This is a genomic window from Bacillus alkalicellulosilyticus (genome assembly GCF_002019795.1).
Taxonomy (GTDB): domain Bacteria; phylum Bacillota; class Bacilli; order Bacillales; family Bacillaceae_F; genus Bacillus_AO; species Bacillus_AO alkalicellulosilyticum.
This window is the reverse complement of sequence record NZ_KV917381.1, coordinates 3,063,435-3,084,428: the sequence shown is the minus strand read 5'-3', so window position 1 is coordinate 3,084,428 and position 20,994 is coordinate 3,063,435. Positions and strand designations below refer to the sequence as shown.

The window sequence follows — 20,994 nt, the reverse complement described above, 5'->3', positions numbered from 1 at the left end:
AAAGATAAATGAGTAATGTACGTGCTAGTCGTGTTGGCGAGCAAATGAAAAAAGAGTTAAGTGAAATCATTATGAGAGAACTGAAGGACCCTAGAATTAAGTTTGTTACAGTTACTGGTGTTGATGTTACAGGTGACTTGCAACAAGCAACGGTATATATTACAGTTCTTGGGACAGAAGAAGAAAAGGCAGACACGTTAAAGGGTTTATCGAAAGCAACTGGATTTATTCGTACAGAAATTGGCAAACGAATCCGTCTTCGAAAAACACCAGAAATCTTCTTCACGTTTGATGAGTCGATTGAATATGGAAATCGGATTGAAACGTTGTTAGCCGAATTAAATAAATCTAAAGAGTAATAAATCATTGTTTTCTTTTAAAAAAAAACAATGAATCAATTCTCGAGGTCGTCTAAAAAAGGTCCGGAAGACCTTAAGGACGGCCTCTTTACTTTTATAAAGGGTGGATAAAATGGACCATACAGGAATCATCCCGTTATTTAAACCAGCTGGATTTACATCGCATGATTGCGTTATGAAGCTAAGAGGCATCTTACGTACAAAAAAAGTCGGACATACAGGGACGCTAGACCCAGAAGTCACTGGAGTTCTTCCTATTTGTATTGGGAGAGCAACTAAAATTGCAGAGTATATGAATGAATATCCTAAGACCTATATTGGGGAAGTAACCCTAGGAATTGCTACAACAACAGAAGATGCAGGTGGTGAGGTTGTCGAAGAAAAAGTGGTAGAATCTTCGCTCACACATGAAGATATACGTAAAGTAATCGAGCAATTTAAAGGTCCGATAAAGCAAGTTCCTCCGATGTATTCTGCAGTAAAAATAAATGGAAAAAAACTATATGAATATGCAAGGAAAGGACAAACCGTTGTTCGCCCTGAGCGTGACGTGAACATATACGAACTCGAGATTCTTGAAGAATTAAAAATCCAAAATAACGTAGCAACTTTTGGATTTAAAGTACATTGTAGCAAAGGAACATACGTCAGAACGTTAGCAGTGGATATTGGCAAGGCCCTTGGCTATCCTGCTCATATGTCAAACTTGCAAAGAACAGGTGCAGGTCCTTTTACACTAGAAGATTGTTATACCTTTGAACAATTAGAAGAGAAGGTAGCACAAGGAAACATTACAGATAGCTTAATGCCAATTGAAACAGCGATTGACCATTTTCCAAAAATGACAGTCGATGATACAGTAGCTGAAAAAATAAAAAATGGTTCTGTATTGCCTTTGAGCATGGAATTAGGAGACGAACGTATTTCTATATATAATGAAGAAGGTGAGTGCTTAGCAATTTATCGTAAGCATCCAACGAAGGAAGGGTTAATGAAACCTGAAAAAATGCTCAAGATTTAGGAAGACAGAACAGAAGGTGAAGTTATGGAAACGATTTATTTATCACATCCCCACCAGCTTACAAAAGAAAATCATCAGCCAACTGTCATGGCATTAGGTTTTTTTGATGGTGTTCATTTAGGTCATCAAGAAGTGATAAAGACAGCAGTACATGAAGCAAAGAATAGAGGATGTATCAGTGCAGTAATGACATTTTCTCCTCATCCAAAAGAAGTGTTGGCTGCTCATAAACTAATAGGGCCGATGAAGTACATTACTCCAATCGAACAAAAACAAAAATACATTGAACGGTTAGACGTAGACCGGCTGTACATTGTAACATTTGATATTGCCTTTTCAAAGTTAACTCCGCAACAATTTGTTGATGACTACTTATTATCGTTACATGTGTGTCACGTTGTCGCTGGGTTTGATTATACGTATGGTCATTTAGGAAAAGGTACGATGGAAACTCTTCCATTTCATTCACGTGGACAATTTACCCAAACGACAATCGGGAAATTAAAGCATGATGATGTAAAAATAAGTTCTACCCAAATAAGAAAGTTATTAGCTGATGGAAAAGTTGAAGAAGTTGACGATTATTTAGGCCGTTTCTATCAAGTAGAGGGAACCGTCATTCATGGAGAGAAGAGAGGACGCACCATTGGATTTCCGACAGCTAACATTGAAGTCCAGGAAAAGTTTTTATTACCTAGGCTAGGTGTTTATGCGGTATCGTTGCAAACGGAAGATAAAAGCTATAATGGGCTTTGCAACCTAGGATATAAGCCAACATTTACGAAAGATAATCTGATTCCTTCTTTAGAAGTCCATCTGTTTGATTTTGATGGTGACTTATATGATAAACAGGTGACAGTCACGTTTTATCTATATATAAGAAGCGAACAGAAGTTTTTAGGTATCGAGCAACTAGTTGATCAGATTACGAAGGATAAAGAAGTGGCACTGCGTTATTTTTCATAGGATCTTTTCTCAAAATTGTTGTTCTAGCTATTGGACCGAAATACCAAGCAAATGCTAGGTTCTTTGCTTACTGCTTGGAGATTTATGTTTATACTTGCTTTTTTTCGTCAATAACTGTATTATATTCATTGTACTGCATCCATTGCTTGGCAACACGAGTCACCGACGGTTGCTTGGGAATCGGATATATATAAGAAGGAGGTGGATAGGATGGCATTAACACAAGAGCGTAAAAACGAACTTATTACTGAGTACAGAACTCATGAGAGCGATACAGGTTCTCCTGAAGTACAAGTAGCTATCCTTACTGAGCAAATTAACACGTTAAATGATCATTTACGTGTACACAAAAAGGATCATCATTCTCGTCGTGGACTACTTAAAATGGTAGGTCAACGTCGTAACCTTTTAACGTACTTACGTAATAACGACATTGCACGTTACCGTAACCTAGTTGATAAGCTTGGTTTACGTCGATAAGCAAGGGCAAAAGCGGGAGGATTCCCGCTTTTTTCTTAGGTTAATTTAATGGAATAATTTACCTTTAATAAGGTCAATCTGTTTTTTCTTTTATTTTAAGTATAAATAGGCAATAATAAAGTAAGTAAAAAATGATGATGAACGAGAGGAGCTCGCCAGTATGGAACAAGAAAATAAAGTATTTTCAATTGACTGGGCAGGGCGACCTTTAACTGTAGAAACAGGCCAATTAGCAAAACAGGCCAATGGTGCAGTTTTAGTTCGCTATGGTGATACCGCTGTGTTATCAACAGCTACGGCGTCAAAGCAGCCTAAGGATTTACCGTTTTTCCCGCTAACTGTAAACTATGAAGAGCGTTTATATGCTGTAGGGAAAATACCAGGAGGATTTATTAAACGTGAGGGACGTCCAAGTGAAACGGCAATTTTAACTAGCCGCTTAATTGATAGACCAATTCGACCATTATTCCCTGATGGATTCCGTAATGAGGTACAAGTTATCAGCATCGTGATGAGTGTTGACCAAAACTGTTCTTCAGAGATGGCTGCAATGGTTGGTTCAAGTTTAGCGTTAAGTGTCTCAGATATCCCATTTGGTGGACCAATTGCAGGAGTTACGGTCGGTAGAATAAATGGAGAATTTGTTATTAATCCGACTACAGAGCAATTAGAACAAAGTGACATTGATCTTGTTGTTGCAGGTACTAAGGATGCAATTAACATGGTTGAGGCTGGTGCTGAGGAAGTATCTGAGGAAGTCATCCTTGAAGCGATTATGTTTGGTCATAATGAAATCAAACGTCTTATTGCGTTCCAAGAAGAAATTGTCGCAGCTGTCGGAAAAGAAAAATCGGAAGTTGTGTTAAAGCATCTTGAGGCTGACCTTGAACAAAAAGTACGTGGACTCGCAGAAGAAAAATTAACGAAAGCCGTTCAAGTCGCAGAAAAGCATGCTCGTCAAGAAGCAATTGATGCCATTATCGACGAAACGGTTGCTACTTTTGAAGCAGAAGCGCAAGAAACACAAGAAGAAGTAAAAATTAGTGATGTCAAAGAAACATTACATAAAATCGTAAAAGAAGAAGTGCGTCGTTTAATTACAAAGGAAAAAATTCGTCCAGATGGAAGAGCACCAGATGCGATTCGTCCATTAGCTTCTCAAGTCCGTTTACTGCCTCGAACACATGGTTCAGGGTTATTCACTAGAGGACAAACACAAGCGCTAAGCATTTGTACTCTAGGGGCGTTAGGTGATGTTCAAATTCTTGATGGATTAGGAATTGAAGAATCAAAACGATTCATGCACCACTATAACTTCCCACAATTCTCTGTAGGTGAAACTGGACCTATTAGAGGACCAGGTCGACGTGAAATTGGACATGGAGCTTTAGGTGAGCGTGCACTAGAGCCTGTTATTCCAAGTGAAGCAGAATTCCCATACACGATCCGTCTTGTTTCTGAGGTGTTAGAATCAAATGGATCAACATCCCAAGCTAGTATTTGTGCAAGTACTCTTGCGATGATGGATGCCGGTGTACCTATTAAATCACCTGTAGCTGGTATTGCAATGGGGCTTGTAAAGAGTGGGGAAGATTTCACCGTGTTAACAGATATTCAAGGCATGGAAGATGCTCTTGGTGATATGGACTTTAAAGTGGCAGGTACAAAAGATGGCGTAACTGCTCTGCAAATGGACATTAAGATTCAAGGGATTGATCGTAACATCCTAGAATTAGCACTGGATCAAGCAAAGCATGGACGTCTTCATATATTAGAAAACATGCTATCTGCGATTCCTGAGTTTAGAACAGAGTTAAGTGAGTATGCTCCAAAAATTTTAACAATGTCAATTAATCCTGATAAGATTCGTGATGTGATTGGACCAAGCGGTAAGGTCATTAACAAAATCATCGAAGAAACTGGAGTAAAAATTGATATTGAACAAGATGGAAAAGTATATATCTCTTCTGTAGATCAAGAAATGAACTTGAAAGCAAAAGCAACGATTGAAGACATTGTTCGTGAAGTTGAAGTTGGACAAACATTCCTAGGAAAAGTAAAACGAATTGAAAAGTTTGGTGCATTCGTAGAGCTATTTAAAGGAAAAGACGGACTCGTTCATATTTCCCAATTAGCAGAAGAGCGTGTAAACAAAGTAGAAGACGTTGTAAAACTTGGGGATGAAATTCTTGTGAAAGTTACTGAAATAGACAACCAAGGAAGAGTCAATCTATCAAGAAAAGTTTTATTAAAGGAAGAAAAGCAACAAAGCTAATATAAGGACTGGAGAGCCGGTCTTACTTTAAAACTTGGCCTAAAGCCAAGTTTTAGTTATTTCATGCACTATTGTCATACCCTGTCCATGTACTGCATACATTTCATAGTACAAGGGGGTATGGATAGTGAAGAAATTTGCGGGTGCACAAATTATTGTTTTTTTCTTTATTATTTTGATTTCATATAGTACAGTACAAAATCCATTTTCAGTGAATTATATAGATGGTTTGAAAGAAGAAGCTGTGACCGCATCTAAGGTAAGCGATCCCTTATTTGAAGAAATCAAAAAAGAATCTAAAAAATATGAAGAGAAACCAATTGACGCAGTCGTCGACAAAGTATGGAAAGCCATTCCTGGCTATAATGGGATTGAAGTTGACCTTGAAAAGTCGTATGAAAAGATGAAGCAACAAGGGTATTTTGAGAAACAAAAGCTGGTGTTTAAAGAGGTAGAGCCTGAGATACACTTAGACGATTTACCGCCAGCACCTATCTATAAAGGAAATCCTGAAAAACCAATGGTGACGTTATTAGTGAATGTAGCATGGGGAAATGAACAATTACCTGAACTGCTTAAGATTATGAATGAGCAACAAGTAAAGTCGACTTATTTTCTTGATGGTTCATGGGTAAAAAACAATCCGAAATTGGCTAAAATGATAGTAGAAGAAGGTCATGAAATTGGGAACCATGCTTATTCTCATCCAGATATGAAACGTTTATCAGCAGCCAGAATAAAAGAAGAGTTAGAAAAAACAAATGATGTCATTTATGCAACGTTAGAAGTTACGCCAAAGTGGTTTGCTCCACCAAGTGGAAGTTATCGACAGGAAGTCGTGGAAATTGCTGATGCGATGAATATGCACACGATTCTATGGAGTGTTGATACGATTGATTGGAGAAAACCTGAGCCCCAAGCGATGGTTGAAAATGTACTTGGTAAAGTACATCCTGGTGCAATGATTTTGATGCACCCAACCTCTTCCACTGCTGCTGGTTTAGAACAGCTTATCATTGGTTTAAAAGCAAAAGGCTATCAAATAGGCACGGTTTCACACCTTATGGATGAATCGCGTTTAAGTTTTGGTGTAACCCTAGATTAAAATATAGGGGGGTTTTTAAAATGATTCAAAAAATAGACCTATCAAATGGATTAAGAGTATTAGTTGAAGAAATCCCAACAGTTCGATCTATTTCACTTGGCATATGGATTGGTACAGGCTCACGCTTTGAAAGCAAAGAAGAAAACGGAGTCTCTCATTTTTTAGAGCATATGTTTTTCAAAGGTACAACAACAAGAACGGCTGCTGAAATTGCAGAATCGTTTGACCGAATTGGCGGTCAAGTGAATGCTTTTACTTCTAAAGAATATACATGCTATTACTCAAAAGTGTTAGATGAACATGGTGAAATTGCTGTTGATATTTTGTCTGATATGTTTTTTAATTCAACATTTGCTGAAGAAGAGCTAAAGAAAGAAAAGAATGTTGTGTTTGAAGAAATCAAAATGGTCGATGATACACCAGACGATATCATTCATGATATGTTATCTAAAGCTAGTTTCGGGGAACATGCGTTAGGCTACCCTATCCTTGGTACTGTCGATACATTAACATCATTTACTAAGGAAACGCTAGTTGATTATATGGACCGATATTATACCGCTGAAAATGTGGTTGTTTCTGTCGCAGGAAACATTCATGAGTCATTACTTGAGAAGATAAAAGCGGTGTTTGCTCAAGTACCGAAGCGGAAAAAAGAAAATGCAGTTATTGCTCCAGACTTTCTACCGACACAAATAGGAAGAAAGAAAGAGACTGAGCAAGCTCATTTATGCCTAGGCTACCGAGGGTTAGAAATTGGCAATCAAAAAATGTACCCGCTTGTGTTGTTAAATAATTTACTTGGTGGTAGCATGAGTAGCCGTCTATTTCAAGAAATTCGTGAAAAACGTGGCCTTGCTTATTCGGTCTTTTCTTATCACTCGGCATACCAAGATGATGGACTATTGACAATTTACGCTGGGACGGCACCACATCAATTGGATGAATTATATCAATCCATTCAAGAAACAACACAAAAGTTAGCGGCAACAGGAATGTCTGAAAAAGAATTAGCAAATGGAAAAGAACAACTAAAAGGAAATTTAATGCTAAGTCTAGAAAGCACCAACAGCCGAATGAGTCGAAATGGAAAAAATGAATTGTTGTTAGGTCGACATCGTACCCTTGATGAAATTATTGAGGAAATTAACAAAGTTACGTTAGACGATGTCAATTCATTGGCTGAAGAACTGTTTCGTCATACGCCTTCACTATCACTTATTAGTCCAAGTGGCAATTTACCTGAAGGTGTCCAGTAATAGCCTTGTATTGAATGATGATTATAGAACGTATAGTATACAAAGACTTAAAAAAGTTGAATTCAAACTTTTTTAAGTCTTTTTTAACTCATTTCTTCATATGAAGTAAATAAGGGAATCTGTCCATTTACAACAAGGAGAGTGAGCAAAATGAGATTAAGCGAAATTAGTGGTAAAGAAATCGTCGACTATCAAAAGGGTGAGCGACTAGGAGTCCTTGGTCAAACTGATTTAGTTATCAACGAAAAGACAGGTCAAATTGAAGCGTTTATTATCCCGACAATGAAATGGTTTGGCTTTGGAAAAAAAGAAAAAGAAGTCACGGTCTATTGGAAACAAATCGTTAAAATTGGTACTGATATGATTATTATTGATGTTGATGGTGACGAATAACACTGTACTAAATTAACATACAGAGATAAATAAGAGTTAACTGTAAAACACGCCTTTGAGTATTATTTCTCAGAGGCGTGTTTATTTGTGTTTTTATACTCCGTAATCACTGTTCTTTTCCTCAGTGAAAAGATACTCACTCCATTGCCTCGAGCTAAGGTGCATTGGCCTTCCGCTCGTGCTTTTGTTTATAAACATTCACCTAATGATATGCTCTAACATATGCTAAAGATGAAATCACTTAAGTAGTTGGATCCCCTACTATTTTATGTTACAAAACTTATAAAACTCCAAGGTGAAAGGGGAGAAACATAGATGCTTACAGGAAAGCACATTGTTATTATTGGCGGAGATGCCCGACAGTTAGAGATTATTCGAAAATTATCAACCCTCGATGCGAAAATTTCAATGGTGGGATTTGAGCAATTAGATGATGGATTTGTGGGGGCAACCAAAGAACAGCTTGATAATATTGATTTTTCCACAGTGGATGTCATCTTACTACCCGTAAGTGGAACGAACCAAAAAGGAGAAGTTGAAACTATTTTCTCAAATGAAACAGTTACCATAACGACTGAACTGTTACAAAAAACGAAAAAGAATTGTCAGATTTACACAGGGATTAGTAATGACTATTTAACTTCTTGTGCGAAAGAAGCTGACCGAAAATTAGTCAAATTATTGGAACGAGATGATATTGCGATATATAATTCCATCCCAACAGTGGAAGGTACAGTAATGATGGCTATTCAACATACTGACATTACCATTCATAGTTCCAATATTGTGGTCTTAGGTTTTGGGAGAGTCGGTATGTCAGTCGCTAGAACATTCGATGCATTAGGAGCAAATGTAAAAGTCGGAGCAAGAGAGACAAAACATATCGCAAGAATCACAGAAATGGGATTCACCCCATTTGATACTTCGAATATTGTAAATGAAGTTAGTGATGTTGATATTGTTATTAATACCATTCCGGCACCTGTTATTTCAGCAGATGTGATTGCGAATATGCCAGCAAATGCTTTAATTATAGATTTAGCTTCAAAGCCGGGAGGAACCGATTTTCGCTATGCAGAGAAGCGAGGGATTAAAGCGTTACTTGCCCCAGGCTTACCAGGAATTGTCGCGCCAAAAACGGCAGGGCAAATTTTAGCAAAAGTATTGGCTCAATTATTAAAAGATGGATAAACAAAAAGGAGGATGAGCGGGTCATGACTCTATCATTAGAAGGAAAGCATATTGGTTTTGGATTGACGGGATCCCATTGTACGTACGGCGCTGTATTGCCACAAATGAAAAAGTTAGTGGAACTAGGAGCAAAAGTCACTCCGTTCGTAAGTCACACCGTAATGACTACTGATACAAAGTTTGGGAAAAGTGAAGACTGGTTAGAACGAGTTCGAGCTATTACACCTGAACCAATTGTTGACTCAATTGTAAAAGCTGAACCGTTCGGACCGAAAACCCCTCTAGATTGTATGGTTATTGCACCTTTAACAGGAAACTCTACAAGTAAACTGGCAAACGCGTTGACGGATTCACCTGTATTAATGGGAGCAAAAGCCACGTTACGTTCAGGAAACCCAGTTGTCCTTGGGATTTCAACAAATGATGCATTAGGGTTAAACGGCATGAACGTGATGAAATTGATGGCAACAAAAAATATATATTTTATCCCTTTTGGTCAGGATAATCCTTTCAAAAAGCCAAACTCTCTTGTAGCGAGAATGGAAGCATTACCGGATACGGTTAAGGCAGCTATAGAAGGTTACCAATATCAGCCGGTATTAGTTGAAAAATACAAGGATTAAGCGTTTTTACCAAGTTGCCAAATAGTCAAAAATCCCGTAAAGTTTAATAGTGGTATTTGCAGAAAGTGTGATAAAATAGAGGATAAACTCTATAACTATTAAACTGAAAGATTGAAGGGAGAACGGGTATTCATGGTAGAACAAGGTTTTCATGTAGCAGTAGTTGGTGCAACAGGTGCAGTAGGTCAACAGATGTTAAAAACACTGGAAGAAAGAAACTTTCCAATCTCAAAACTTAGCTTACTTTCATCAAAACGTTCAGCTGGTAAAACAGTTACGTATAAAGGAGAACAGATTACGGTTCAGGAGGCAACACCTGAGGCGTTTGAAGGAGTTCAATTAGCTTTATTTAGTGCGGGTGGTTCGGTTTCTAAAGAACTTGCACCTGAGGCAGTAAAACGTGGTGCGATTTGTGTAGATAACACAAGTGCGTTTCGAATGGACGAAAATGTACCGTTAGTCGTTCCAGAAGTAAATGAAGCAGACTTGCATGAGCATAATGGGATTATCGCTAACCCTAACTGCTCAACAATTCAAATGGTGGTTGCACTTGAGCCGTTACGAGAACAGTATGGTTTGAAAAAAGTTGTTGTTTCAACGTACCAAGCCGTTTCAGGTGCTGGACTTAATGCAATTAATGAAATGAAAGACCAATCAAAGGCAATTCTTGAAGGAAAAGAAGTTACACCGGAAATTTTACCGGTTGGTGGAGATAAAAAGCATTACCAAATTGCATTTAATGCGATTCCTCAAATTGATTTATTCCAAGACAACGGATATACATTTGAGGAAATGAAAATGATAAATGAGACAAAAAAAATTATGCACATGAGTGACTTAGAAGTAGCGGCAACGTGTGTCAGACTTCCTGTAGAAACAGGACATTCAGAATCAGTTTATATCGAAACGGAGCAAGGTGGAGCTTCAGTTGAGGAAGTTAGAAATCTATTAGCTAATGCCCCAGGCGTTACATTACAAGATGACCCAAGTAATCAAGTATACCCAATGGCAACAACAAGCGTTGGAAAAAATGATGTATTTGTTGGACGTATCCGAAAAGATTTAGACCGCGACAATGGTTTTCATTTGTGGGTTGTATCTGACAATTTATTAAAAGGGGCAGCATGGAATTCAGTTCAAATTGCTGAAAGCTTGGTGAAATTACAATTACTGAAGTAAAAAAAGTAGGTGTCATATGAAACTAATCGTTCAAAAATTTGGAGGCACTTCTGTCAAGGATGAAGAGACACGAGCATTAGCAGCAAACCATGTGAAAAAAGCAGTGACAGATGGCTATAAAGTTGTGGTTGTCGTATCAGCAATGGGAAGAAGTGGTGATCCTTATGCTACGGATACATTGCTTAGTTTAGTTGACACACAAACGCTTGGAAAGCGGGAGCAAGACCTTCTTGTTTCTTGTGGAGAAGTCATCTCTTCAGTTGTCTTCTCAAATTTATTATCGTCTCTAGATCTTCGCGCGATAGCTATGACAGGGGCTCAGGCAGGCTTTAGAACAAACGATGAATTTTCTAATGCAAGTATCTTAGAAATGAAAATCGGCCCACTACTGAAGGCATTAGAGAAAGTTGATGTAGTAGTTGTAGCTGGATTCCAAGGGCAATCCCATTCAGGGGAGATTACGACGTTAGGTCGTGGAGGTAGTGATACCTCTGCGACAGCTCTTGGAGCAGCCCTTAATGCCGAGTGGGTTGATATCTTTACAGATGTTGAAGGTGTGATGACGGCAGATCCAAGGATTGTAGCTGATGCAAGACCACTATCAACTGTCACCTATCAAGAAATTAGTCATATGGCCCATCAAGGAGCTAAGGTGATTCATCCAAGAGCCGTTGAAATCGCAATGCAGGCTAAAATTCCAATTCATATTCGTTCAACATACTCAGATTCAAAAGGAACCCTTGTAACTTCTAAAGTAACAGAAGCCGTAAATGACCATATCCAAGACCGATTATTAACTGGAATTGCACATCTATCTGGTGTCACACAAATAAAAGTGCTAGCTAAAGAAGGCCAATTCGATCTCCAAGAAAAAGTATTTAAGGCGATGGCTAGCGAGAAAATAAGTGTGGATTTTATTAACATTAATCCAATGGGTGTCGTATACACAGTACTAGATGAAGTGGCTGATAGAGCGATAGAAATTCTTACGGGAATGGGTTATGAGCCAATAGCTACTAAAAACTGTGCAAAAGTTTCAGCGGTTGGAGCTGGAATGACAGGGGTACCTGGTGTAACGGCTAAAATCGTAGGGGCGTTATCAAAGGAAAATATTCAAATTCTCCAGTCAGCAGACTCACATACAACGATTTGGGTATTAGTTAAAGGGGATGACATGGTGAAGGCCGTTAATGCCCTTCATGATATGTTTCAATTAACGAAAGATGGTCAAATGAAAAGCATCCAAGAATAAGCGAGGTATGTCCTTAGTAAAGGAGTTGAATGAAGTGAACTTTGGTCAGGTTCTAACAGCAATGGTTACTCCTTTTGACCATAAAGGAAACATTGACTTTACTAAAACAACGAAGTTAACGGAGTATTTAATAGATAATGGAACAGAAGCGCTAGTTGTCGGCGGAACAACGGGAGAATCTCCGACACTAACGACGGAAGAGAAGTTGGCTCTTTTTGGTCACGTTGTCAAAGTGGTAGATGGTAGAGTTCCTATCATAGCCGGAACAGGTAATAATAATACGTATGCTTCTGTTGAATTAACAAAAAAGGCGGAAGCATTAGGAGTAGACGGCATTATGGCCGTTACACCTTATTATAATAAACCTTCTCAAAAAGGCATGATAGAACATTTCACAGCAATTGCAAACGAAACCAACCTACCTGTTATGCTTTATAACATACCAGGAAGATCTGTTGTGAATATGACGGCAGATACGGTAATCGAACTGTCGAAAGTAGCTAATATCGTTTCCATCAAAGAGGCGAGTGGTGACTTAGAACAAATGTCAACGATTATTGAGAACACAGGTGACCAATTTTCGTTATATAGTGGTGATGATAGCTTAACATTACCAGCACTAGCCATTGGAGCAACTGGTGTTGTCTCTGTATCTTCCCACATTATCGGAAATGAAATGAAGAGCATGATTGATGCGTTTTACGCAGGTCAGCCTCAACAGGCAGCTGCCTACCATCGACAGCTGTTGCCGATTATGAAAGGCTTGTTCCTAGCTCCAAACCCTACCTGTGTAAAAGCAGCATTACAAATAAAAGGGTTAGATGTTGGAAGTGTTAGATTGCCTTTAATTCCACTAACAAGAACTGAAAGAGACCATTTACTCCAACTATTACAATAAAAAATACGTCATACGTTAATCGTATGGCGTATTTTTTTTATTTATTCCTATTACCCTGAAATAATCAGTCGGTTTTGGAGAAAATAAAGGTTGAATAGTTGGAAGCTGAAAGTTATAAACTGAACTTTTTCAGAGCCCTCATAACTTGCTCTTGTGTTTCAATTGAAAATTAAGTTATACTACAATCAAGTGATTAGTTCGGGTGCAATCTTATGCTTTTCTTTAATCGGTGACTCCAGTATTTTATTTATAGTTGGCCGGGTTAAATTAAATATTGGAAATAGAATAAGGATTATGCGGAAAATTGTTATTTGAAAAGTTAATATAGGAGGAACTAACATTGTCAAAGATTACAGAGAAAATTCGTGTTTTTGCCCTTGGTGGAGTCGGTGAAATAGGGAAAAACATGTATGTTGTTGAAGTGGATGAAGATATTATTGTAATTGACTCAGGTCTTATGTTCCCAGATGATGATATGCTTGGGGTAGATATTGTAATTCCAGATGTTTCGTATTTAGTAGAGAATGAAGACCGAGTAAAAGGAATCGTTATTACGCATGGACATGAAGACCACATTGGTGGCTTACCATATGTACTACAAAAATTAAATGTTCCTGTATATGGGACGAGACTTACATTAGGATTAATCGGTGAAAAGTTGAAAGAACATGGCCTTTTTGGCAAGGTATCTTTGCAGCTTGTTGACTCAAATTCAAAAATAGTGGTTGGACAAACCAACGTCTCTTTTTTTAGAACTAATCACAGTATCCCTGATTCGGTCGGAGTTGTAATTGAGACCTCTCAAGGGCTAATTGTTCATACAGGAGACTTTAAGTTTGATCAAACACCTGTTGATGGAAAACATGCAGAACTAGGAAAAATGGCTTCTTATGGCGACCGTGGTGTTCTTTGTTTGTTATCAGATAGTACCAATGCGGAGCGACCTGGTGCTACAGTTTCAGAAACTGTAATAGGACAAGGAATTGCTGATGTCTTTCAAAAGACAAAAGGTCGAATCATAGTAACGACATTTGCATCTAATGTACATAGAATACAGTCAGTCATTAAAGCCGCTGTGGCAGTGAATAGGAAAGTAGCCATTGTCGGAAAAAGTATGGTTCGTGTCATCACTATTGCAAGAGAGTTAGGGTATTTAAAAACCCCCGATGATTTATTTATTGAAATCGATGAAATAAATGATTATCGACCTGAGCAAATTACCGTGTTAACGACAGGAAGCCAAGGGGAATCGATGAGTGCTCTTTCTCGCATGGCTAAAGGAGCACATCGTCAAATGACGATTACTCCTGATGATACTGTTATTATTGCGGCTTCTCCGATTCCTGGAAATGAAAAATCAGTTGCGAAGATTATTGATTTACTCTCAAGAATTGGTGCAGATATTATCTATGGCCGATCGAATGTACATGCTTCTGGTCACGGAAGTGCCGAAGAGCTGAAATTAATGCTGAATGTAATGAAACCTGAGTATTTCATTCCTATTCATGGCGAGTTTCGTATGCAAGTGGCCCATAAACAACTTGCCGTTGAAGTCGGTGTGAAAGAGGAGAATATCTTCTTGTTTGATAAAGGGGAAGTCATTGAATTTACAAATGGTTCCGGTAGAAAATCAGGAAAAGTTCCATCTGGTAATGTTTTAATTGATGGACTTGGCGTAGGGGATGTAGGCAATATTGTCCTCCGGGATCGTCGACTTCTTTCAAAAGATGGAATCTTAGTTGTCGTTGTTACGCTTAATAAGCAGAACAGTAGTATTGTTTCTGGTCCAGATATTATTTCTAGAGGATTTGTATACGTAAGAGAGTCAGAAAAATTACTTGAAGAAGCCAATGAAATCGTAGCAAGCACATTAAAAAAATGCATGACTGAAAATGTAAACGAGTGGTCATCATTGAAAAGTAATGTAAGGGAAGTACTAGGACGCTTTTTATATGAAAAAACAAAGCGTCGTCCTATGATTTTACCGATTATTATGGAAGTATAAAGAAGCATACTTGGTGAGGGTGGTACAAAAGGTTGATAACTTTTTGTATCACCCTCTATTCATTGTATAATGGCAATCGCTTTTCTCCCATTCTTAGCTTTTTTCTTTCGAGACTCGAATGAACTACCCATTGGAAGTTCATACTAACCTGTAGTATCGATTTAAGGAGGAATAGTTATGAACCACGACCAGAAGCCAAATGTACCCCAAGAACAACCAACAGAGCCAGTACCTCCACAAGGAGCTCCTGATAATAAAGGCGCAAACATATTAAGTAAAATTCAAGAGTTGGGTCAAACGAATGTTCCAGATATGGACCAATCCAATCTTCATTGTTTAACAATTATTGGGCAAATTGAAGGTCATATGCAGTTACCTCCCCAAAACAAAACAACAAAGTATGAGCATATTATCCCGCAACTTGTGGCTGCAGAACAAAATTCTAAAATAGAAGGTTTACTTATCATCTTAAATACAGTTGGTGGTGATGTTGAAGCAGGCTTAGCCATCTCAGAAATGATAGCTTCTATATCTAAGCCAACTGTAACACTTGTACTCGGCGGTGGGCACTCCATTGGTGTTCCTATTGCAGTTGCATCAAATCATTCTTTTATTGCAGAAACAGCAACTATGACGATTCATCCAGTACGCTTAACTGGATTAGTGATTGGTGTTCCGCAAACCTTTGAATACTTAGATAAGATGCAAGAGCGGGTCATTAATTTTGTGACGAAGCATTCAAGTGTAACAGAGGAAAGGTTCAAAGAGCTGATGTTTTCAAAAGGGAATCTAACAAGAGATATTGGTACTAATGTAGTTGGAACCGACGCAGTAAAATATGGCTTGATTAATGAGGTTGGAGGTCTTGGTCAAGCGATAAGGAAATTAAACTCATTGATAGATGAACGCCGTGCCTCAAAGGCAGAGGGAGGAGACATGATCCAATGATTTTATATACGATGTTGCCAGAAGAGATGATATTCCCTCAAGAGGATTCGTTTGCAAATCAAAAATATGTACAATTTGAAGGTGGCTCATTATTGGTGGAACAAGTAAATGAGTTAGAATTTAAAGTCGTTCGATTAATTAGCAGTGACCCAGCCCATTATTTAGATAATAAATATGCTCCAGGAAGCGTCATTCAGTTAAAACCTGATTTTTAAGATGTAGTAGTCGTCTTCTTTTCTGTGCTATAATAACTATATACAATTTGGTTAAGGCAGCCAATCTTGGCTGTCTTTCTTGATAAGAGGAAAGATAAAAATATAAAGATTAATAAAAGACGGCTCTGCCGTTTTTCTTATAAAATAGAGGGTGAAAGAGATGGCAAAAAGGAAAAAGAAATCAGCTACCGATTGGCGAAATCAGTTGAAGTTTGAGTTAGTTGGACTAATACTGCTCGTTCTATCGATTGTGACCTTTGCCAGGTTAGGAAGTGTTGGAGAGGTACTCGTTCATTTACTTCGTTTCTTTGTAGGTGAATGGTATTTTGTTATAACTATAACCGTTTTTTGTACAGCTATTTATACGATCGTCAAACGAAAAATGCCATCATATTTATCTAGAAGGTTAGCTGGACTCTATTTATTTGTATTTGCTTTTTTGTTACTAAGTCATTTACGGTTATTTGAATATTTAGCTGGACATGAAGGTTTTCAAGACCAATCAGTGATTCGTAATACATGGAACTTATATTGGATGCAAGTTTATAATGAAGCTCCTGTAGCTGAGCTTGGCGGAGGAATGATAGGGGCTGTTGGATATGCTGTTAGTCACTTTCTCTTTGATGGGATAGGAACGATACTCATTGCATTTTTCTGTATTGTCGTTGCTTTTTTACTGATTACTGGAAAGTCATTATCCGAGGTCATGGGGCAAGGAATTGGTGCTGTATATTCGTTTATGAAAAATACATTTGCGAGTATTAAAACCGATTTACAAGAATGGAATAAAAACATTCAGGAAAAAATGCAAGCACAAAAAGAACAACGTGAACAAGAAAAACAAAAGCACAAGGAAAAACAAGAAGAGAAATCTACAAAGCCAGAGCCAAGTCACTTAAAACCAGAACTAGAAAATCAGGAAGTAGAAATTCGTGACTTTACGGCTTCTGCCCCTTATAAGGAGTCAAAGGAAGAACAGCTTGTTTTGCCGCTAGAACCTCCTCATATAGAGGAAGATGTAAAAACAGACCAGCTTGAAAAAGGCAATGGACAAGCATTAATTATGGCTGAAGTAGCTAATGAAGATTATAAACTACCGCCACTTACTATTTTGAAAGCGCCATTTGGAAACAAAGGGCAAGGTGGTCAACATGCCATTGCGAGGGAAAACGCACAAAAGCTTAAACAAACCCTTGATAGCTTTGGGGTGAAAGCAGAAGTAACGAAAGTCCATATAGGCCCCGCCGTAACGAAGTATGAAATTCATCCGAACGTCGGTGTGAAAGTAAGTAAAATTGTAAGTTTAACCGATGATTTAGCTTTAGCATTAGCTGCAAAAGATATTCGTATCGAAGCGCCAATTCCTGGGAAATCTGCGATAGGAATTGAGGTACCTAATAAAGAAGTGGCTATTGTTACTTTGCGAGAAGTGCTCGACTCTGAAGAAAATAAAGCAGATAAGAATGTGTTATCAGTTGCGCTTGGGCGTGACATCTCTGGGGAGCCCATATTAGCTGCTTTAAATCGAATGCCTCATCTTCTTGTTGCAGGCGCAACTGGAAGCGGGAAGAGCGTATGTATTAACGGAATTATCACTAGTATTTTATTAAAAGCAAAACCCCATGAAGTGAAGCTGATGATGATTGACCCTAAGATGGTAGAGTTAAACGTGTATAATGGGATTCCTCATTTACTAACACCTGTTGTAACGGAGCCTAAAAAAGCATCCCAAGCATTAAAGAAAGTTGTAAGTGAAATGGAAAGAAGATATGAACTATTCTCTCATTCAGGTACAAGAAATATTGAAGGTTATAATGACCAAATAAGAAAATCAAATGATGAGGGAGATGCGAAACAACCTACACTTCCATATATTGTCGTTATCGTTGATGAGTTGGCTGATTTAATGATGGTAGCTTCTGGTGATGTAGAAGATTCTATTACTCGATTAGCTCAAATGGCACGTGCTGCTGGTATTCATATGATTATTGCCACACAAAGACCTTCAGTTGATGTTATTACCGGGGTAATAAAAGCTAATATACCATCAAGGATCGCTTTTGGTGTCTCATCTCAAACCGATTCAAGAACGATTTTAGATGGTGGAGGAGCTGAGAAGCTGTTAGGTAGAGGAGATATGTTGTATTTACCGGTTGGTTCATCTAAACCAACAAGAGTCCAGGGAGCATTTCTTTCTGATGATGAGGTCGAAACTGTTGTGGAATTTGTTATTTCACAACAAAAAGCGCAATACCAAGAGGAAATGATTCCTACTGAAGAAGTAAAAGTAACAGAAGAAGTTGAAGATGAGCTTTTTAATGATGCTGTTGAATTAGTGCTTAATATGAACACGGCATCGGTTTCCATGCTCCAACGAAGATTCCGAATTGGCTATACAAGAGCAGCAAGACTTATAGATGAAATGGAAGCAAGAGGGATTGTTGGGCCGTATGAAGGGTCAAAGCCAAGAGAAGTACTTATTACTAAGACGGAAGAGGAAGCTTCATCACAGTAAGGAGAAGGGATGGGGAACATGGAAAAAGATAGACCTTTGTATTTAGAAGTGATTGATAAATTAAAAGAAGACATCAAAAATGAAACGTATAAAGAAGGCGTTAAATTACCTTCAGAATATGAGTTGTCAAGGCTGTATGAAGTAAGCCGCGCTACTTTGCGAGAAGCACTCCGGATATTAGAAGAAGAAGGCTTTATTGTACGCAGACACGGGGTTGGAACGTTTGTTCATTCAACTCCCTTATTTAACAGTGGAATTGAAGAGCTAACGAGTGTAACTGATATGATTGAAAAAGGGAATAAAGTACCAGGAACAATATTCCTTTCCTCCAACCATATTGAGTCAACAATCGACGATAAAGAAACGTTCAAAAATGATTCTATTGAAGAACTGGTTGTGATGGAAAGGGTTCGTACAGCCGATGATGAACCAGTAGCATATTGTATTGATAAGGCTCCAGCAGCTTATATACCTAATCATTCAATCCATGAAACAAAATCGATATATCAAATCTTAGAAGAAAAAGGGCGAGTTATTAGCTATGCGATTTCACAAATTGAGCCCGTAGGCTTTCACGAAGATATATCACCTATGCTACAATGTGACCCTGAAACTGCGCTGCTTTTGCTAAAGCAAATGCATTATGATGAGCACGATAATCCAATTTTATATTCATTAAATTATTTTCGGGCAGATAAGTTTAAATTTCATGTAGTACGTAAACGATTGAAATAATACACTATTTAATAGACTGACTCACTAGGTACTCAGCCACCTAAAAGTCAGTCTTTTTTTTATAAGCTTTTTTCTTTTCAAAAATCTATCCAATAACAACAAGTCCACGAAAACCACTATTTCATATAACGGTATGTCCTACGTTGCTTCGTTTTTTGTTTGAATTGATTGGAAATTAAAGCAATGGTATAATAATCCAACAGTTTATTGTAGTATTGATTTCTCTACATATGTATAAAGTATGTAACATAAGCAATACCCTAGTAAAATGAAACGTCAAGGAGTGATACATTTGAATAATCTCCAAGAGAAAACAACAACAGCAAATGGAGTAGCTGTTCATGTTGTGGAAACCAACAAGTACAAAACAAATACGATTGTGCTTATGTTAAAAGCACCTTTAGAAAAAGACACAGTAACGAAACGTGCGATTTTACCGCACATTCTTCAAAGTGGAACGAAAACCTATCCATCAAGGCAACAAATTCGTAACTTCTTAGATGAATTATATGGAGCAACGCTTTCTGCAGACGTTCAAAAAAAGGGAGAAAATCATATTATCTCTTTCCGTTTAGAGGTAGCAAATGAAAAGTTCATTCAAGATGAAACTCCATTGTTTGAACAGTCGATTAAAATGTTATCAGAAATAGTATTGCAACCTCATACAGAAGGTGGAACGTTCCCACAATCCGTTTTTACCAATGAAAAGAGGTCACTAAAACAGCGAATTCAAGCGGTTTATGATGATAAGATGCGATATGCCAATATGAGAATCACAGAAGAAATGTGTAAAGATGAGCCATTTGGAATTTCTGTATATGGTGAGGAAGAAGAAGTAGATGGGTTAACTGCTGAACAAATTTATAGCTATTATCAAGAACTTCTCACTCAGGATGTTATTGATTTATATGTGATCGGAGACGTCAAAGAAAAAGATGTTCAAGAAACTGTAGCTAAGTATTTTACGCTTCCTCAAGCAGACCGAAAGCGTGAGGTTAATCAACCAGTTCAAAAAGAGAAGGTAAAAGAACAAACGGTATTAGAAGAACAAGACGTAAAGCAAGGCAAACTCCATATTGGCTACCGAACGAATACGACATTTGCCGATAAAGATTATTTTGCCCTTCAAGTTTGTAATGGTTTATTTGGTGGGTTTTCTCATTCGAAATTATTTATGAATGTCCGAGAAAAAGAAAGCCTTGCGTATTATGCTGCCTCTAGGTATGAAAGCCATAAGGGCATACTAATGGTCATGAGTGGAATTGAGTTTTCAAATTTTGATAAAGCCGTAACCATTATTAAGGAGCAACTTGAGCAAATGCAAAAAGGGGAATTTACCGACCAAGAAATTGAGCAAACAAAAGCAATGGTTAAAAACCAAATCCTTGAAACGGTAGATGTACCTAGAGCACTAGTGGAATTTTTATATCATAATGTTGTATCTGGATATTCCCGTTCCGTGTCAGATTGGCTTTCTGAAATTGATAAGGTGACGAAAGAAGATATTATTGCGAGTGCTAAAAAGATTGAACTTGATACGATTTACTTTCTTAAAGGAAAGGAGGGGGCTTAATC

The 20,994-nt window shown here is 37.9% G+C and carries 19 protein-coding genes; all 19 read left to right on the top strand.

Translation table 11 applies throughout. The features are described from left to right. Positions 1 to 8 precede the first annotated feature (8 nt). The 19 genes from rbfA (at position 9) to yfmF (ending at position 20,992) form a co-directional block, all read left to right on the top strand. A complete protein-coding gene (gene rbfA / locus BK585_RS15480; protein ID WP_078554606.1) occupies positions 9 to 359 on the top strand; it encodes a 30S ribosome-binding factor RbfA in 351 nt (116 codons plus the stop codon). A 112-nt stretch (positions 360 to 471) separates the two neighbouring features. Further along, positions 472 to 1,380 carry a tRNA pseudouridine(55) synthase TruB gene (truB, locus tag BK585_RS15475; protein ID WP_078554604.1) on the top strand — a complete coding sequence of 303 codons (909 nt, stop codon included), beginning with the start codon at positions 472 to 474 and terminating at the stop codon, positions 1,378 to 1,380. Positions 1,381 to 1,404: 24 nt separating this feature from the next. Further along, the gene (gene ribF / locus BK585_RS15470; RefSeq protein ID WP_078554602.1) at positions 1,405 to 2,346 is read left to right on the top strand and encodes a bifunctional riboflavin kinase/FAD synthetase; all 942 of its coding nucleotides are present in this window, start codon (positions 1,405 to 1,407) and stop codon (positions 2,344 to 2,346) included. A gap of 210 nt (positions 2,347 to 2,556) precedes the next feature. Further along, complete coding sequence (rpsO, locus tag BK585_RS15465) at positions 2,557 to 2,826, top strand: 30S ribosomal protein S15 (protein ID WP_078554600.1); 270 nt, start codon at positions 2,557 to 2,559, stop codon at positions 2,824 to 2,826. 160 nt (positions 2,827 to 2,986) lie between these two features. After that, positions 2,987 to 5,101 (top strand): polyribonucleotide nucleotidyltransferase, encoded by a 2,115-nt coding sequence (pnp, locus tag BK585_RS15460; protein ID WP_078554598.1) that lies wholly within the window; start codon positions 2,987 to 2,989, stop codon positions 5,099 to 5,101. Positions 5,102 to 5,225: 124 nt separating this feature from the next. Next, entirely contained in the window at positions 5,226 to 6,206 is a 981-nt protein-coding gene (locus BK585_RS15455) for a polysaccharide deacetylase family protein (RefSeq protein ID WP_078554596.1), read from the top strand. Between the two features lie 20 nt (positions 6,207 to 6,226). After that, entirely contained in the window at positions 6,227 to 7,465 is a 1,239-nt protein-coding gene (locus tag BK585_RS15450; RefSeq protein WP_078554594.1) for a M16 family metallopeptidase, read from the top strand. A gap of 150 nt (positions 7,466 to 7,615) precedes the next feature. Beyond that, entirely contained in the window at positions 7,616 to 7,858 is a 243-nt protein-coding gene (locus BK585_RS15445) for a YlmC/YmxH family sporulation protein (RefSeq protein WP_078554592.1), read from the top strand. Between the two features lie 315 nt (positions 7,859 to 8,173). Next, positions 8,174 to 9,049, top strand: a complete 876-nt coding sequence (dpaA, locus tag BK585_RS15440) for a dipicolinic acid synthetase subunit A (protein WP_078554591.1) — start codon at positions 8,174 to 8,176, stop codon at positions 9,047 to 9,049. A gap of 23 nt (positions 9,050 to 9,072) precedes the next feature. After that, a complete protein-coding gene (gene dpaB, locus BK585_RS15435) occupies positions 9,073 to 9,672 on the top strand; it encodes a dipicolinate synthase subunit B (RefSeq protein ID WP_078554589.1) in 600 nt (199 codons plus the stop codon). Positions 9,673 to 9,804: 132 nt separating this feature from the next. Then, positions 9,805 to 10,851: an aspartate-semialdehyde dehydrogenase gene (asd, locus tag BK585_RS15430; protein WP_078554588.1), complete on the top strand. Its 1,047-nt coding sequence runs from the start codon at positions 9,805 to 9,807 to the stop codon at positions 10,849 to 10,851. Positions 10,852 to 10,867: 16 nt separating this feature from the next. Continuing rightward, positions 10,868 to 12,103, top strand: coding sequence for an aspartate kinase (gene dapG, locus BK585_RS15425; protein ID WP_078554586.1), 1,236 nt, complete (start codon positions 10,868 to 10,870; stop codon positions 12,101 to 12,103). 7 nt (positions 12,104 to 12,110) lie between these two features. Next, positions 12,111 to 13,001, top strand: coding sequence for a 4-hydroxy-tetrahydrodipicolinate synthase (dapA, locus tag BK585_RS15420; protein WP_078554585.1), 891 nt, complete (start codon positions 12,111 to 12,113; stop codon positions 12,999 to 13,001). A 340-nt stretch (positions 13,002 to 13,341) separates the two neighbouring features. After that, positions 13,342 to 15,006, top strand: coding sequence for a ribonuclease J (locus BK585_RS15415; protein ID WP_078554583.1), 1,665 nt, complete (start codon positions 13,342 to 13,344; stop codon positions 15,004 to 15,006). A gap of 177 nt (positions 15,007 to 15,183) precedes the next feature. After that, complete coding sequence (locus BK585_RS15410; protein WP_078554582.1) at positions 15,184 to 15,954, top strand: ClpP family protease; 771 nt, start codon at positions 15,184 to 15,186, stop codon at positions 15,952 to 15,954. Continuing rightward, complete coding sequence (locus BK585_RS15405) at positions 15,951 to 16,169, top strand: YlzJ-like family protein (RefSeq protein WP_078554580.1); 219 nt, start codon at positions 15,951 to 15,953, stop codon at positions 16,167 to 16,169. Before BK585_RS15410 ends, BK585_RS15405 begins: the two co-directional genes overlap by 4 nt. A gap of 160 nt (positions 16,170 to 16,329) precedes the next feature. Continuing rightward, positions 16,330 to 18,684, top strand: coding sequence for an FtsK/SpoIIIE family DNA translocase (locus BK585_RS15400; RefSeq protein WP_078554579.1), 2,355 nt, complete (start codon positions 16,330 to 16,332; stop codon positions 18,682 to 18,684). Between the two features lie 9 nt (positions 18,685 to 18,693). Further along, on the top strand, positions 18,694 to 19,419 hold the full coding sequence (locus BK585_RS15395; protein WP_078554577.1) for a GntR family transcriptional regulator: 726 nt from the start codon (positions 18,694 to 18,696) through the stop codon (positions 19,417 to 19,419). Between the two features lie 292 nt (positions 19,420 to 19,711). After that, positions 19,712 to 20,992 carry an EF-P 5-aminopentanol modification-associated protein YfmF gene (yfmF, locus tag BK585_RS15390; RefSeq protein ID WP_245805846.1) on the top strand — a complete coding sequence of 427 codons (1,281 nt, stop codon included), beginning with the start codon at positions 19,712 to 19,714 and terminating at the stop codon, positions 20,990 to 20,992. Positions 20,993 to 20,994 lie beyond the last annotated feature (2 nt).